17 protein-coding genes are annotated in these 16,457 nt (G+C 40.1%); 2 read left to right on the top strand and 15 right to left on the bottom strand.

What is annotated here, in order from left to right:
- Nucleotides 1-160: 160 nt before the first annotated feature.
- A complete protein-coding gene (locus tag R7E47_RS13295) occupies nt 161-880 on the top strand; it encodes an SIMPL domain-containing protein (RefSeq protein ID WP_005379714.1) in 720 nt (239 codons plus the stop codon).
- A 223-nt stretch (nt 881-1,103) separates the two neighbouring features.
- Complete coding sequence (locus tag R7E47_RS13290; RefSeq protein ID WP_005379716.1) at nt 1,104-1,379, top strand: hypothetical protein; 276 nt, start codon at nt 1,104-1,106, stop codon at nt 1,377-1,379.
- Between the two features lie 95 nt (nt 1,380-1,474).
- Here R7E47_RS13290 and R7E47_RS13285 read toward each other — a convergent pair whose 3' ends face one another.
- The 15 genes from R7E47_RS13285 to R7E47_RS13215 all read right to left on the bottom strand — a co-directional run bounded on the left by R7E47_RS13285 (nt 1,475) and on the right by R7E47_RS13215 (nt 16,272).
- A complete protein-coding gene (locus R7E47_RS13285) occupies nt 1,475-2,278 on the bottom strand; it encodes a MetQ/NlpA family ABC transporter substrate-binding protein (protein ID WP_017633488.1) in 804 nt (267 codons plus the stop codon).
- A 498-nt stretch (nt 2,279-2,776) separates the two neighbouring features.
- Entirely contained in the window at nt 2,777-3,211 is a 435-nt protein-coding gene (locus R7E47_RS13280) for a nucleoside 2-deoxyribosyltransferase (RefSeq protein ID WP_058966344.1), read from the bottom strand.
- On the bottom strand, nt 3,208-4,836 hold the full coding sequence (locus R7E47_RS13275) for an SIR2 family protein (protein WP_058966347.1): 1,629 nt from the start codon (nt 4,834-4,836) through the stop codon (nt 3,208-3,210). Before R7E47_RS13275 ends, R7E47_RS13280 begins: the two co-directional genes overlap by 4 nt.
- Nucleotides 4,837-4,847: 11 nt before the next feature.
- Nucleotides 4,848-5,222 carry a DUF6884 domain-containing protein gene (locus tag R7E47_RS13270; RefSeq protein WP_058966349.1) on the bottom strand — a complete coding sequence of 125 codons (375 nt, stop codon included), beginning with the start codon at nt 5,220-5,222 and terminating at the stop codon, nt 4,848-4,850.
- Nucleotides 5,223-6,145: 923 nt separating this feature from the next.
- A complete protein-coding gene (locus R7E47_RS13265; RefSeq protein WP_058966353.1) occupies nt 6,146-6,865 on the bottom strand; it encodes a hypothetical protein in 720 nt (239 codons plus the stop codon).
- Between the two features lie 168 nt (nt 6,866-7,033).
- A complete protein-coding gene (locus tag R7E47_RS13260) occupies nt 7,034-7,279 on the bottom strand; it encodes a hypothetical protein (protein WP_318084346.1) in 246 nt (81 codons plus the stop codon).
- Between the two features lie 36 nt (nt 7,280-7,315).
- A complete protein-coding gene (trbL, locus tag R7E47_RS13255; RefSeq protein WP_373920854.1) occupies nt 7,316-8,572 on the bottom strand; it encodes a P-type conjugative transfer protein TrbL in 1,257 nt (418 codons plus the stop codon).
- 178 nt (nt 8,573-8,750) lie between these two features.
- On the bottom strand, nt 8,751-9,527 hold the full coding sequence (gene trbJ, locus R7E47_RS13250) for a P-type conjugative transfer protein TrbJ (RefSeq protein ID WP_029856133.1): 777 nt from the start codon (nt 9,525-9,527) through the stop codon (nt 8,751-8,753).
- Nucleotides 9,528-9,558: 31 nt separating this feature from the next.
- On the bottom strand, nt 9,559-11,322 hold the full coding sequence (gene traI / locus R7E47_RS13245) for a TraI/MobA(P) family conjugative relaxase (RefSeq protein ID WP_058966359.1): 1,764 nt from the start codon (nt 11,320-11,322) through the stop codon (nt 9,559-9,561).
- 2 nt (nt 11,323-11,324) lie between these two features.
- Complete coding sequence (gene traJ, locus R7E47_RS13240) at nt 11,325-11,690, bottom strand: conjugal transfer transcriptional regulator TraJ (RefSeq protein WP_025607208.1); 366 nt, start codon at nt 11,688-11,690, stop codon at nt 11,325-11,327.
- Between the two features lie 312 nt (nt 11,691-12,002).
- A complete protein-coding gene (locus R7E47_RS13235) occupies nt 12,003-12,347 on the bottom strand; it encodes a TraK family protein (protein WP_058966361.1) in 345 nt (114 codons plus the stop codon).
- 934 nt (nt 12,348-13,281) lie between these two features.
- Nucleotides 13,282-13,947, bottom strand: a complete 666-nt coding sequence (locus R7E47_RS13230) for a hypothetical protein (protein WP_058966365.1) — start codon at nt 13,945-13,947, stop codon at nt 13,282-13,284.
- Nucleotides 13,910-14,560 carry a 7-cyano-7-deazaguanine synthase gene (locus tag R7E47_RS13225; RefSeq protein WP_058966367.1) on the bottom strand — a complete coding sequence of 217 codons (651 nt, stop codon included), beginning with the start codon at nt 14,558-14,560 and terminating at the stop codon, nt 13,910-13,912. Before R7E47_RS13225 ends, R7E47_RS13230 begins: the two co-directional genes overlap by 38 nt.
- Nucleotides 14,557-15,873, bottom strand: a complete 1,317-nt coding sequence (locus tag R7E47_RS13220; RefSeq protein ID WP_079757311.1) for a nucleoside 2-deoxyribosyltransferase — start codon at nt 15,871-15,873, stop codon at nt 14,557-14,559. The genes R7E47_RS13225 and R7E47_RS13220 overlap by 4 nt, the downstream gene beginning before the upstream one ends.
- Before the next feature lie 18 nt (nt 15,874-15,891).
- Nucleotides 15,892-16,272 carry a hypothetical protein gene (locus tag R7E47_RS13215; RefSeq protein WP_058966369.1) on the bottom strand — a complete coding sequence of 127 codons (381 nt, stop codon included), beginning with the start codon at nt 16,270-16,272 and terminating at the stop codon, nt 15,892-15,894.
- Nucleotides 16,273-16,457: the final 185 nt, after the last annotated feature.

Below are 16,457 nucleotides of genomic sequence, written 5' to 3'. Positions count from 1 at the left end.
CCTTTGGTGACAAACTAATGAAGCTTTATTGACTAAAGAAAACGGTATATCACTGTGCTATGAATCAAAACTCGCGTTATGTCTCCCTCTTAAAACAAGAGATAGGCTATCTTATTTAGAACAAAGATTAAGCTAAGTTGATATTTATCAGGGGGAAGTAATGGAACGAGTTTCCAATAAAGCAGCACTTTGGATTGGGCTAAGTTTGATACTTGGTCTTGGCATCCTTGGCTATTTTATGCAGCAGACGGCGGTGAAATACCGAGCCTATGAAAGAGTCGTGACAGTAAAAGGTTTGTCGGAGCGTGAGTATCCTGCTGATACGGTGATTTGGCCGATTCAATTTACTCTAGCGAGTAATGATATGGGGGCCATGTTTGATGAAATTGACCAGCAAACCCGTTTGATTTTGGACTTTCTAAGTGCCAAAGGGCTTCCTGAAACCAGCGTTTCCCTTTCTTCCCCAGCGGTCATTGACAGAAAAGCACAGCAATATGGGAGCGAGCAAGACATTGAGTATCGTTATTTGGCCTCGCGAACCGTTACGGTTTACAGCCAGAGTGTTGATGTTGTTCGAGCGGCAATCAATGAAATAGGTGAGCTAGGAAAACAAGGCGTTTTGCTTAACCAAGATCCTTATGCAAATCGTGTTGAGTACAGCTTTACTAAGCTGAATGATGTGAAGCCAGACATGATCGAAGAAGCGACTAAGAATGCGCGTGAAGTGGCTGAGAAATTTGCGAAAGACTCACAGAGTTCACTGGGTAAGATCAAACGTGCAACTCAAGGGCAGTTCTCGATTTATGACCGAGACAGCAACACGCCTTACATTAAGAAAGTACGAGTGGTATCGACGGTTCAATATTACTTATCTGATTAAAGTTGCGCTCATATAGTCAATAGTTGGTCGTTCCATCACCTTCTATTTGTAGAGGTATCTATGCTCTGTGATAGGGAAATCAGTCTTCGCTGACGCTATATACAAGTACTTTTTTATAAAACTAAGTTCTTAACAGTGATGAGGTGAGTTTGATAATAATCAAGCTCACTTGTTTCTTATGAGCGTAAGTTAGTATGACTTATTGCTAGAAGGAATTAGTATCATGGCATACAAGCACTTTGTTAGAGAACTACTGGGTTTAGCGATTGTTGTCTCTGTCGTCTTTGGCGTATTAGGCGTGATGTTAGAGCTCTTCGCACTGACGGCACTTTGGGAGCATCAGCAAACGATAGCCGATGTTTTTTTCCATGAATCTCTCTACTTCATCGTATTTTTAATCCCACCATACTTCCTCTGGAAGTTGATTAACCGCCCTGAATTGGTTTCTGCTGATCAAGCTTATTTGGCAATGAAGTTAGAGGCTGAAAGTCGACAATGAGTCGATTTAGTGAGTAATGAAAAGAAGAGGCTATGAGAAAACATTAGCCTCTTTTCTATCTGATTCGTGGGGCAAAGTAGTCGCTGCTTTATTGATTAAAAAGCTGCTTCGATTGTGCCTTTGAAAGTGCGATCGAGATAATCACGAATCGCTTGAGATTGATAAATAGAAACGAACTTTTTATACGCTTCATTATTTTTGTCTGCGTCACGAGTGGCGATGACCATGACTGCTAATGGGGCGTCTTTTGCTTCAAGATAGATACTTTGTTTCTTCGGATCTAAACCAGAAGACATTACGTAGTTCATTGTAATCGCAGCCGCGTCCACATCATCTAATGTTCTTGGTAGCTGAGCGGCATCTACCTCGACAAATTCAAATGATTTTGCGTTTTTTGTGATATCAGTTAGGGCGGCTTTATGGCCAACACCCTGTTTCAGCTCAATTAAACCTGCATCGGCGAGTAGCAACAGACCACGACCACCGTTGGTAGGGTCATTTGGAAGCGCTATACGTGCATTGTTTGGAAGCTCTTGCAGTGAGCGATACTTATTGGAATAAAGCCCCATACGCATAAGAATGGACTGACCAATTGATACTAATTGGGCGTTATGGCTACTGTTGAAGTTGTCTAAAAATGGCTGGTGCTGATAGCTATTAATATCGATGCTACCATCGCTAAGAGCGGCATTAGGTGTCACGTAGTCAGAAAACTCAATGACTTCGACATTCAAACCTTGCTTCGCTGCCTCCTTCGCTACCGCCTCGACTACTTGTGCATGTGGTCCAACTGTCGCGCCCACTTTAATGACAGAGTCATCTTTTTCTCCACAAGCGCTTAAGCCGACTACTGCCGTGAGAATCAAAGCTAGTTTCTTTAAGTGACCAATACTTTTCATTGTAGCTCCATTTTTGCTTTAGACGTCCATACGTTTATATGTCCATACTATCAGAAGTTGTCTGAGGGTCAATGGTTTAAATCACGAGCAGACATTTTGTTTCTATTGCTCGTATAGAAAGCCAGATAATAGTTAAAGAAGAGGGGAAGAAGAAAAGCTATTACGAGGTTAGTGACGAGTTACCGCAACCGAAACTGTACCCAAAGATATAAGATACAAAAAAGGCGTAGTAGGTATTAACCTGCTACGCGTTTCGAAATATGGTGGCCCCTCGCAGACTTGAACTGCGGACCAATCGATTATGAGTTAGCCACTAACGCAGGAAGTCTAGGAAAACCGAGGTAAGTTTAGTGCAATTTAAAATAGCCTAAAGCATTTACTAAACAGTAGTTTAGCGCAGTTTAGATAAGTTAGTCAAAACTAGCGACTGTACCGCTATTGTACCGATTTTTCGTCGGTGTTGCTTTTTACCGAATTAAAATAAGATTTGATCGTACTTTATTCATTGTCAAAACCTGATACCCATTCTTTAAGCTCTGTAACGCTTGCAAAGCAAGACGATAATGCCTGAGTTATCATTGGGTTATTACCATGCTTCATCAATTGCCGGGAATCTGTCTTTAGACCAATACACTGTTTGCCTAAAGAAAAAGCGTACCCCAGTTCGAAGCAAGCACCTTCATCAACGCTTCGGCCATCTAGAAGTATCAGTAAAATGTCACATTTTTTTATTGCTTCAATATCACCATCAAATACACCTTTTAAAGAGTTAGCAATATCTCCACCATTTTCTATTTTTTCAAAGACTAGCCCGTTATCCCTTTGAGGAAGGAAAACATCAAATTTCGAAGACAGTAAACTTTCTAAGTATATATTGAAATTCATTTCCGAATCACAAAATAAAGGAGCCGCTAAGTATATTTTTTTCTTCATTTATTACCTCCTTTATGTTTCGTCAATAGCTTGTTGAAATCGCAGGGTTTATATTCTGATAAAAAAATACTCCTCACTACTTCTTTAGTTACTGATGCTATAGATTTATTTCTTGTATCGATAAATTTCACATTTTCATCTAAAACTGGATCACTATAAACCTTTATTAATTGCTCCTGTTGCTCTTTAAGATACGTACTGTTACCTTTTCTTCCACGGTACTTTTGACGATATTCTAGCTCCTTATGCGAACCCTTTAAGAATATAACACCAGCTTTGATAAGCCCTTTATCTTCAAGGTCATTTCTACAAACAATTTTTATGATTTGCTTAGCTTTTTCAGGCCATTTTGTTTCATCGACAAAGGCAAAGGCATCTACAGGTGCTCTATCCATAACATATATACCTGATTGTGCTATTTTAAATCTTCTGTTTTTTTGTCTTACTTGGCCTAATATCCAGTTATCGACTTGCTTTCTTTCTGTATCATCAAGCTCATTTGATGGCTTGGCTATCAAATTATTTCTTTGCTCGAGCCATTCATCAACGATATTCATTCCTTGTAATCTACTTATACAAGAAGTTTTTCCTACAGATACTGGACCGGATAAATGATAAAGATAAGTTTCACTTACACCTGCTTCATCATATAAATCAGAAAAATTATCATCATCTAAAAGAGATATAATTTCTATTAAACAAGAAATTTGTTCATCATTAAGGAATAATGTAACAAAGTTATATAATTCAAAATTTACTCTAGTTATTTCTTCAATTTCTTCTTGAGTAGGTTTTTCTTTTTTATAGTAATGAATATAGTAATGAACAGTACCAGGAGAAGAGCGTTCTGTTTGTCTTAATATGCTTCTCATCCCTGGATCATTTAAAGAGAAACCAACAAATAGGGAAGGAGACCTTGAAAAATAGTCAAATAGAATTCTGTATTTTCCCGTAGCTGATTCTATTATTTGATCTGATATGGATTCCTCTGTTAGTACTACTGTCTCTGAATATCTATCGACTGCATGCTCAGGAATAAAACCATTCGGGTGATATACAACAGGTCTATTGTTCTGTATTACAAAGTTTGGTCCCCAAGCAGTATAATACCCTATGGTATCCTCTGAATTTTTGTTTTTATTCAGTGCTTTTTCTAACAGTTCATCATAATTGTAGCTAACAACTAAAGGGACTTTATGACAAAGTTTTGCTAACTCATTTAGATAAGGATGATTATCTATTTCATCGTTTAGATCTCCAACGTTTTCATATAATGATTGGCGCAGTAAGTCTCGCCATTTTGTTGCAATTTCTGGTTCATGAAGCATAGGATCTAATTTGCAAAAATCATCACTTGATTCATGATGGTTTTTAAAGCGTGAAAAAAGATATTGTGCTTGCATCGGTTCGGCATTATTTTCTCTATGTTCCCCATTAATTCCCGAACTATGCATTTTTTTAGATATACTGTTTAATAGATTTGGCCAAGAGGGAAAACCTGCTGAAAGGCTTAATCCAGCACCAAGTGTTATACCTAGTTTTCTCTCAGATGAGAGTTGTCTTAGGTGTGATATTGCTACTGGGTATTCCTTTATTAATTCTATGCTTATCTTTTTATTTTTCATTTAAATAGACTTTATATTGATTTTAATTTTCCAGAATAATTCAAACTTATTAATGATTGTTTGATTGCCTCATAGTAACTATCCTTTGAATCAGTATGTATTTCCTCTATCTCGTTTTGAACTAATATTTTATTTAATTTTTGTTTTAATTTTATTTTTATTTCTTCTTTGTATTTACAAGAAGTGCAATTTAGGTTTATGTCATAAGGGGCTATATTTTCTGTAGGCTCTATAAGACCATATTTACCAGAAAATATAAGACAGTTTGAGTTTGGTTTGTCAGTAGCAGACAGGTTGTCTATAAACCTTTTTGATTTGTACATATCTTTAGCTAAGCAAGGGAGACGTGCTTTTTCTTTGGAACAGTTAATTATAAAAAGTATCATTGATATTCACCTTTACATTTAAATGAACTAAGTTTTAATAATCTATTCCTTCTTGCTGTCAAATCTATCTTCTCATCATATGAACTAATATTCAATTGATAGCCTAACCGTGTTGAGTGTGGAGGCATTTGACGTTCTTTCAGTATCTGTACCGTGACTTTACGCCATACATGTTTTATAGAAGTTCTGCTATCTTAGCCGATGCATTTTTCATGTCCCAGCTGAGAGTTCACTCTCTTCAACTCAAATCGCTCTCGTATTTATCTTGATCGAGGTTCTTGGAACTCGTTGCTTTAGCTTTTTTCCGCCTTTTGATTTCCTCTCTGGCCCATTTTGAAGACTCTTGCATGTCTTTCCTCAACTCTTCCAGTTCAGCGTCTGTGAGGCTTCTTGGATACTCTGTGTTGGGTGCTTTTCTTTTCATATTCCCCCAAATTGATCAAGATATGTTGACCTCAGTGATTTAATTCGTTCCCTTCATGGCGTTCAAACCATCATCTCACCATATGCACTAATGCTCAATAAACAACCTATGCTGACAGCAGGTGACCAAGCTACCAATGAGGGAGTCCAGAGGGGCTTGTCCCTTTGGGCATAGCGCAGCGTAAACTTTCAAAATTTAGCTTAAAAAGTTTATTCATGGCGAGGTACGAGACATGAATAAACAAGTGATAGTTCTTAACCTTTAGGTTAATGAAGTAACCACTTGTTATATCATCATCTTTTATCAACTCTCACTTTGTTGTTTAACTACCTCTATATTGAATTGATGCCGCCTTAATATCTAATGAGCACTATGATATTAGGGGGCAGAAGGAGCATCTACATTAATAATTTGATGAAGGTTTGAGCAATTATCTAGAGATGTATGCTTCAGGCGTGAGGAATCGACCAAAGCTAATTGGCTTAAAGATAAGAGGTGGTTACTGGAATTGTGGGGCTCTGTCGTCGAATGAAATTAGCGCAGTATCAAATTGGCCTCGCGCAGAGCTAGTTTGTGTACTTTCCTCTGTTATCACACGGACTCGTTTCTTTTTCGCTAGTTTACTAGCATAAGTTGGCCAAACATTACAACGACCGGACTTTTTCAACCGTTCCAAGGCGTGGTTCCTCTGCTCGTCAAGCCAGCCTGATTTTAAGTTAAGTTCTTTCATTAGCTTCATTGTTAGCCACTTTAATCCAGCTGTGCCACGTATCTGACCTTCTTGGTTACGAATATCCATGTTGGCGCTATTAAGGTAGCCAGCTTGAGTCAGTTTATCGATATAACGAAACCAGGTAGATTCGGGCATTACTTCGTCATACATTTTTTCGTATCGTTTAATCATTGCTCTATGTTTGACAGGATCATTAAACGTAGCCTTTGGTACTCCAATGCGGAACGTTGCCCAATCCATATAAGTGATTAAAACAGTCAGTACTCGAAAGGCTTTGATTCTCACACGGCGCTGCATATCTCTATGGGGGCTAATCAATGAGTTTAGTGATTTAAGGACAAAAGGTTTATCTTGAAAGTGCTTTAATTTATCGATGAGGCGACGCGTCGCCTCAGGTACACTCCTTTGCTTCACGACTCGTAAAACAATACGTACTTCAGGAGAGTAGCCTTTGTTTGCTGTCGTCTTTGTGTTCTTGCGTGACATGATATCAGTCCTCACAAGATACATGGGGTAGGGTGAAAAATGAGCACTTTATATCTTGAAAGCGTGCACTATAATGAGTAACTGTCATGTTATACCTCTATGGAAGGTGTAATGTGAAAATGTGGGCCGGTGTTGCGAGCACCGGCCTATGTGTCTTGATTATTTGCGTTACTTGAACGGCCAGCCTCTGGTTTTGTTGGTTTGCTTATTTAACGACATCATTCTTCGATACGCCTTGTTTGCCACTTTGTTTTGAACCCCTTCCAGGACGTCAGCTAAACGATAAAGCTGCTTACTGTATTTGGTTGAGTGTGCCCACTGACCGGCAAAATAAAATGCGAGCATCACCAGGAACATGACTGCGAAAAATGTTCCAAAGTCTGTCCAGTTTTGAGGTGGGAAATGCAAATCCATTGTGATTCTCCTATCTGATTTTGTGTGAAGGCATCATTAAATGTCTTCTTGGTTACTTTGAGTTTTGATTGTTTCAGCCAAGCGGCCTCCCGCAGTTTGACTGATACGGTTACGTGCAATATCTCCAATACCTTTAGCTAGGTTTACTCCTGCCCCTGCTGCAATTCGTCCTGCTTTAGCCGTGGATGCGACAACGCTGTTTGAGTTCATTTGCATTCCTGATGCATGGGCGAAGGGGGTGTCACCTGTGCCAGGGTCTTCGGATGTTGTAGAAGAGTCGCTACCAATAGAGCCTGTCATTGAATCGAGCATTTCAGAGTTGGACGCCGCCTTGAACGCAGCTTGCAGAGCCGAGGCTCCTCCCGCCGTTCCAATAGCTGCACCAGCAGCCATGCCACCAGTAGCCATTGCGGCTCCAGCCATCGCGCTAGCACTTACATTTCCTGAGCTAGTAGCAGATCCTGAGCCTGGTATTAAGCTCGCGACTACATTGGGTACGGAGTGAATAAGTAGCATTAGAACTACGGATACTACGAAAATAACCAGTAGCTCTTTCATTGAGGTGTTTGCTGACAGCTCAGCATAAAAACTATCCATAATTGACATAGCGACGCCGATCATTAACGTCATGGTCATAAGCTTTAAGGCAATGCTGAGCACACTACGAAAGTAATTGATGGCAATATCAGAGGTCCATTTTGAGCCCCCAAAACCCAGTACAAAAATTCCAGCATAAGTAAGAACCCAAGCGGAAACTAAAGACAGTAAGACATTGGCTGCTACAACCGTCATACAAACCAAAATTAACAAGGTAATAATGAAAATTGCTAAGTTATCAAAGGGGCTTGTATAGCTATAGGCTTCGCTTGATTTTGTAATAATGTCGAAAGCGATGCTGATCGGCTCTGATGGAGTCAGCTCACGAGGTAATCCTGCCGCTTGAGCGCCAATTATTCTGAGTGAATCTATGATAGAAGCGGCAAACTTAGGACCGTTTCTAAGCAGCCATAAGAAGAAACCGAAGGTGATAATAAAGCGGGTAAACTCGGCAAAAAACTCTCTTATATCTGCCTGTTTTAGTAATAGATTCCCTCCTGTCCACACAAGTGAGATTGTCCCAAGCAACCAAAACAACCAGCTTGCATGATTAGTTATCACGCCTGCCCAAGAGCTGCTCACGGTCAGAAAGTGGACTGCAACTTCATCTAGCACACCGTTAGTTTCGATTGTGGCATTAACGGGTGTTGAAATTATGGCTAGCCACGAGAGAGTGAATAGTCGAAATGTCATCATTAGAAACCTTTATTTTGGCTACGTTCTGTTGGCGTACCCATATTCCATAAGCAACCTTCCGACTGCGTTGAGTCGGGTGACTCACAATCAATTTTTTCTACGTCTGTGGGCTGTCCACAGCCACTTAAAAGTAATAAGCAGCTGAGATATAAATGCATCGATATGAATATTCTCATGGTTAAAACTTCCTGTTTTTCGAACGATCTGTAGGTGAGTCAAAATTGAAGAGTTCTTCATGTGCAGCTTGGTGTCGGGCTTTCTGATCGTTTTCGGCTTGTATTTGTGTCGCGACAGCATTGTATTGAGCGGTCATCAGACTACGTATCTGTAAGAGTTGACTGCTTTGTTGGCTAGCAAATTGGTTCGCATATTGAATTGCTTCTAGTTGCCCCTCGGCTCCTTGAGCTTGTCGCTGTAGCTTTTCTAACTGCTTAGCGTCGTTTTGTAAGGCTTTAAATTGCTGACTAATCCCTTTGATTGCAGCTTTACTCGCTGATACTTGAGCCTCGGAGGAAATACGGTGGCTTTCCTTCATGGCAGCCCACTCTGTATCACTGCATCCTTGAGCTGAAAAACACGGAGAGTTACGGTAATAAGAAACGTCTTGAAACTTACCAAGGTAGTTATCTAGGCTACCGAGTTGGTTCTGATAGTAGGCGAGTGTATTGGTCGCCTGGTTAAGTTCATTTATCGTCGCTTGAGCTTGGTCCCAGATGTACGAAGCTGGTGCCACTGTGTTTTTTAGTTGGTTTTCATACTGCTGAAGTTGCGTTTGGTATTGTTGGATCTGCTGTGCGGTTTGAGTTACCGACTCCATTGCGGAAAGTATGTTGTGAGGCAGATTTAGGCCATCTGCGACTGGAATCCCCGACCAAGTGGGACCAACATAACTCCAAAGCATCCCAATAGTTAGGACGTGAATTTTAGCCGCTAAAATTTTCCTTCTAAGTTTCATTGCGATTTCCTTAACTGACGGTGTGAAGTGTTTATCGACTTCTACTTTTTCTAGATTGTTTTTCTTGTTTCTTTGCCATTTCAGCTATCAACCGAGCTTTACGCTGTTCGTATGTTGAATGTTCTTGAACTTGTGGCTTCTCAAAGCGCAGAACAGCAAGCTGAGAGAGATTGCTGAGCTTATTCCGCCTAATTATTGGGGGAGCCTTGCCAATAGGTGAGATATCACGACGTTGGTTGTTCCTCGTTACATCTTGATTGGAAGAGAGTAATGAGAGCCGCCTTTGCTCTAATGCTTTATCGCTAAAGGTGATAGGTAGGCGGGTATCAACCGCTGCACGAATCACGTAAGCCTTAAATGTAGGGGAGCCGTTAACGCTGATTTCGTTGCCATATCGTGCCATTGTGATTTTTAGTGCTTGGACTATGGATTCCTTATCCGCTTGGCCCGATACCTGAAGGCGTTGACCATCATCACGTATTGCTCCGTTTTTGGATCGAAACAAAATGGTTCCAGTTTTGGTAATAGAATCAATAACGCTTGTGAAGTTTGTTTGTTCTTGTCCATTGCCTTGTAGAGTGTTGCCGTCTAGCATTTGTGCTGCTTCTCTTGCTCGCAATGCGGCCAAAGCGTTCTGGTCACCCTGATGGGCTTGATGTTTTAACCAATCGGCCCAAGTTCTTTTGCTATAAGTTTTGTAGATTGCTTGGCGATCGTTTTGGTATTGTTGTTGAGCTAAAGCGATGTTTTTTTGAAGTGCTTGACTGGCTTGGGCATACAGCAAGCGCTTAGTAAACTTACCGCTATTGGTGAGTTTTATTGCCATGCGACGTACTTTGCCTTGCTTCTTGGCATTTAGAACTTGCTGATTTTTCTTTTGACGAAGTGTCTCTAATGCGGTGGTTCTATTAGTTGCAAGGCTCTTCTGCTCTTTCTGATATCTGGCGTAAAGCTCCGTTGTATCTATTCGAGTCTGAACAGGTTTTTTTTGGTAACTGCGTTTTGAGCTGAATTTATTATTAATAGTTTGGTGTGGCTGAAATGCGCCGAAGCGGGACTCCAACTTTGGTTTGGATAAATTACGATCCAACGTGCTAGCCTTTATCGTGATTCCTGTGTCGGATGAAATCACCAAACCATTGCCTTTTACTGAAAGTGTTAATCCGTTTTGGCATAGAGTCGCGTGTAGCTCAGACCATGTTTGAGCGGCTTTTATTTCGTTTATACACTCACGCTTAATCCATCCAATTAGGCTTTCAATGCCGGAGTGACGCTCCATATCAACAGCGCGTGCAGTACCGCGGTTTTGTTTAGGGGTGTGATTGTCTTGTTGTAGTCCAAATGCCTTTTCTAATCGTTCACATTGTTCTGCAAGCGTACGATGTGAATAGTACGGTTCATGTATGGTATAGCGTGATGGATGGATCTTATTGATCGCCACATGAACATGCAGGTTGTCAGTATCATTGTGAACTGCACTGATACGTTGGTGTTCACCAAAACCTAGACTTTCACATATACGCTCTTCGATTGTAGAAAGAACATCAGAACTAACTTGTTCTCCAGCGCGAAAGCTAATAATCAGGTGGTAAGTCTTGTCATTTTTCGCTCTGGTGTTTGTTTGCTGAGTGGCCAATACCTCGCAGATAGCGTCTCTAACTGAATCTGCATCGCAGTTAGTTAGCCGCACCTGACCTAACCGATGTTCTTTGCTTTGGGTATCAGTCAGGTAACGGACTAAGCCCGAAAAATCGGACTTACTCGCTGAACGCATTGGGATGTGTTTAGCAATCATGGCTAGGACCTTTGACTAAGAATAGATTCCATGAGCTCGCTCATCTGAGCTTTGGTTGAATCGATGCGATTTAATACTGCTCTAATGGTAGGTGTGCCGATTTGAGCTGCTTTAGCATCATTAGTTAGCCAAAGCTTTAGTAACCCACCAAGCCTGCCAAGATCACCATTAACTCTGACTAGTTCACGTACTTGTTCTGCATCAACGACGCTTTTCACTTGGCGTCCTTGCCCAATTCGGCGTAGATAGGTTGAAACACTGAGGCCTGCTTGTTTGGCATTAACCTCAATCGCTTCACGTTCATCAGGTAGGCAGTAGACTTTAAGAGGGCTTGTGTTCTTCCTGGTGACTTTTTCTTCATGCTGCATTACGTGTTCTCCTATCTAATCATCTATCACTGAATTGCTCCCGCAGGGCAGGATTGCCGTTGAGCGCCGCAGGTGCGAATAAGGAAAGTGAAGAGTCATCGCTATGCTTGCATAGTGGGACTCCTTCACACATCCTGCCCGCAATATCGCCCTCATTAGTTATCAAAAAAGGGCGGCGCTATCGCACTGTTGTCACGCAATTGCGTAGAAAAAGACATAAAATGGTGCGAAAATGGCCCAAAATAGACAAAATAGTGCACTGGTTGCGTTTTAACTGAGATACAGTTGCGTATGCACTGCGTTTGAATATATTCATATCAAGTCCTCTTTATTTGGCTGTGAATTAAAAGAAAAACCGTTTATGTCACGAGAGGGGGGCGACTTCTCTGATTTCTCTTTAGTGGGCGGAGTAGCCATTGAGGTTTGTGTTATGTATTGCTTCACATAACGCAGGAAAGTCTCATAGCGAAATGCGATTAGATTCTTCTCTGTTAGGTAGGTCCAAATCGTTTTTAAGTTGTAACCAGCGTTAATTGCTTCCTCTACATCGGTTTTTACGCCAAGAAAAGTTGCAAGCACTTCTTGCTTATTTGGCGAACGATTGTTTTTTTGTCTTTGAATAACCCAGGACTGTAGTTCTTTGACGTAATCAGACATATCAAGCCTCCTGGTATTGATAAGATGATTGGTCAATTAAATTAGCAATATCGGAAACTTTAAAATAAACACGTCTTCCTATTTTTACTTGGTTCGGTTTGAGCTTATGTGCCAGTTCACAGTTGCTCCGAAGAGTCATTCTTAGGCCTTGTGGACTGCGGTGTAGGATCTCAGCCACTTGATAAAACGAAAGAAGTGGTGAACCTCCGTACTTTCTATACAAGCATTCCTCAGTGGTCATATTGCCCTCCTTTGCATTTTATTTATTTCATCTGGAGAATTACTTTAAATAAGTGTTAAGAATATATTTTAATTAAAAATGACAACTACCTTATGTCAGTCTATGTAAATTAAAGCAATAATATTACCTAAAAATCAATATGTAAATTTTCGACAATTTAAGATTGGAATTATTAATTTTTCTTTGTTTTCGATATATCGTAATTTTATTTAAATGTTTTCGATCGGATTTTAGCGGCTAAAATTTTTATGGGAAATATTATTTGTTATTTTGTTTCGATATATAGGATTTTAAATTTTATATTGTCTTAATTGTAATTATATATATTTGAATTAAGTTGTTTTTATATTGATAAAAGCGAGTTTTATTAGAATGGTTTCGATATATCGAATAGGGGATGGAGCGAAATATCATTTGTTCAAGGTACTGAGTAGTGGGAGAAAACTTAGGAAGGAATTATGCTAATTTCTAAACTCCTGCCGCTTTTTTAAATAATATTTTGAGATATGTGATACCTGTCTCACGATTGTTTAGGAACAACGTGAGGTTTAAGGCTCGAGTATCCATAAATCCAATTGCTATCCCGGCCTATATGAGTAAAAAAGATTTCTCGGAAGTTATATTCCTAGGTTCATGTATGTGGTTTTTCGTCATGAAGCCAAGGACGATGCATTACTATAGTGCCTAAGAGTATTAAAATAGAGATTGTTGAGGGGAAGTCTGCAATGCAAGTGTTCTCCAAACCCATGAATCAAACTCGCGTCTAGAAATTGCTAACAAGTCTGCTGCTGAACAAAATACATCTTTCAGAAAAGTATATTCGGAACTCTCTATTCCTGCATTTTTAGCAAAACTTCGGATGTGTCTATCTACAGCAATAGAATCTATACCAACTAGACACTTCATGTAATCAACAGTTTTTGGACCAATACCGTTTAGGGATTGAAGATCTGAACAAAAATCATCTTTCATGAGTTTGTTTTTCAGATCGCTGGCAGTATGAATGTCATTGTTTAACATATAAGACACAAGGTTCTCGAATCTAGAGAGCTTTGTCGAGTGAGTCCAGTTAAGAATCTTTTGTGGACCATCTTGTTGAAGCAACCGAGCTAACTCACAAGTACTTTTCATTTCTGAGTATGTGTTAAGTATCGCGAGTACCCTAGGTCTGACTACAGTAGTGTAGTTCAATCCTGCTTGGAGCACTGAATCAGCTAAGATTGCTCCCATATGGTCATAAGTTGGTCTGTATTGATGTCCATCAACTTCCAAGCCTTGCTCTTTGGCATAGTTTGCTAAAATTCTTGCGGACTTAAGAATTTCAATCGTCGCTTCCAGGTTTGGTGTGATCGCGTTCATCTCTAATAACTTTCAATGCATTTAGTCTTTCGACACAATTAGGACAAGCTCCGCATGGGAAACTGCTTGCTGCCTGACAAGAGTACGTTCTTCCTATAGGTACACGTAGTTTCATAGCTTCTTGTACTACATCAGCTTTACTTGAGAATCTAAATGGAGAATGAAACCTAACAGGACCAATGGATTCAGTTAGACCATCAAGCTTATTCATAAAACTCGAAGTACAGTCAATTTCCTTTGCATGATTGCTGTTGATGAAACCAGTATAGACATCGAGAATACCGATCGTCTGGGCTCGTGCTGCAGCGGCTGCGAAAAATAGCATAGTTCGATATGGGATGTACAGATCATCATCAACTATGTCGTCTGCCCACAAATCAGCTTCATCGATCAACCTAGATGTAGAGCCTCTAAAAATTTCACTGATATCAACTCTTTCTGGGCATGGACAGGAAGCAGGTAAGACCTCATTTAATCTTGACCATTCTGTTTCGACGCAATGCTGTCCGTAATCGAAGAACAGTGGATAAACTTCATGCCCTTTTTCAAGAAGTTTATATACCACAGTGGTGGAATCCAGCCCCCCTGATGTTAACACTATGGCTTTTGTCATTTTCTATTCTCCAAATATGAAAGTTCAACGTAGAGATGATTCAAACATTCGTCGAGGTCGGAAGAGTATTTATTACTACCAGTCACTACCATATTATTATCGTTCTCTCGATTAGGGTCATAAGTTATTACAGGTATTCCTTTAGCTAAGCCAATACCAACCTCTACCAATGTTCCAGGGTCTCTTTGAAGTGGAATTGCAAATATCACGTCACATACATTAATGAGCGCGCAGTCGTCCTCATAAGCTTTTCGACGTTCAAAGTTGGAAGATTTTTCGTTTAGCTCCCCGTTCTCAAGTACAGGTCTTCTAATATTGAAGTTGTGGTACTCTAAGCTGGATATAGCTGAGTCAAGATGTTTTCTATCAATATAGCTGAAGTCAGGTGCGGCTATATAAATGTTATATTTCTTCCTTGCATGCCAAGACAGGGATGTTCCGCCAATGCTTTTGTGTTTATCTAAAGGTGTATTGTGGCTTCTTTGAACGGTTCTCTTAAAGTCGTCTGGAAATGTTGTTTGGGAGTAGTAAGTCGCCGAAAGGGCACCTCGCCAAACGGCGTCTTCAATTGAATGAGAAGAAAATCGATAAGCTGCTGCTACAGCAGTAAAGACGTCACCTACACCGACAGAGTTCACTGTTTTCTGGAGGATTGCCGGGACAGACACTATTCGATCGGACGCTAAGTCAAATAGCCTACTTCCTCCTCTATTTTCTTTTAGTACAATGCTACATGGAGATAAGCTTTGAGCTTCCGTAATCAAACTGGATATGTCGTTTGCTGCTAGACCCAGAAATAAATCTGAAGATGTAGAGAGGTAAATAGTTTCGATTTTTCCTGTAATTGGGCTTAACACGCTTAGATCTGAAATGTCGTAAGCAACATCGATGCTAAACTTCGCATTGGGACTAAAGCAGTCGGTTAGTGTTTTAACGCAAAATCGTCCAGGAAAAAGAATTACGTTATCGAAAGATGTTAGTTTCTGTGTGTCTTGAGTAAACTCAATACTTTTTCTATCCCTTAACAACTCTTCGTAGCCTTGCTGACCAACTTCTCTTTGGTCAACTAAAGACATAATGTTCGGTGAGCCAAGAACCTCACCAATTACAATTACTTCATCACAACCGTGACACTTTAGATAATTGGTTGCCTCTGAGGTAAGGTAGCTGGGGCAGATTATTGCAGCAGAGTATTTAATGTTATTTGCCCAAAGACCTCTAGCGGCATGAATAATACCTCCTAAACGCATTTTGCATGAGTTGTGTTCGGATGGTAGTGTGTAATCTATGAATATCTCACCAAGTATCAACATGTTCACTTACCTGCTCAATCATGGAGTGGTGATTGGACGAATGTCTATTTCAATTATTGGATTTAATCCGTTCGAAGAGTTGGATATAACACCAGCATATGAATAGCCATTTTCCATACAGTTGAGTAAGTAGTTGTAACCAGTAGGGAGTGCGCCGCAGTCTTTACCAGAAATTGCATCAACTGCCACAATTCTGGGAGACATAAATTGAATTAAAACCGTGTTACCAGCAGGAGGTACATCTTGTTTTGTATTATAAAAAGACGACTGTGCGACCTCTTCCAAAAGACAAGATATTGATAGCTGACACTGATCTTCGCCACTTGTGCCACCTGTACTACCATCTTCGCTTCTGGTCTTAGTGTAATCAGTGAAGCTTCCAGATCCCGTACTACCCATAATTAAAGTCCTTATTATTCGATTTAAACTCCATACTAATTAATAAGCTAGGGGGCTTCTTTGGTATACGTCCCATTTTATGCGTGTTGTTTTATAATGAATAAAAAAGGTGGCAGGGATGCTTATCGGGCTCATATGAAGCTGATGAACAATGAGTAGATATCTATCCCTCAAATATCACTGAA

The organism is Vibrio sp. Vb1026, from assembly GCF_033338745.1.
Taxonomy (GTDB): domain Bacteria; phylum Pseudomonadota; class Gammaproteobacteria; order Enterobacterales; family Vibrionaceae; genus Vibrio; species Vibrio alginolyticus.
Note: the sequence above shows the minus strand (reverse complement) of the source record. Positions and strands in the feature narration are given on the sequence as shown.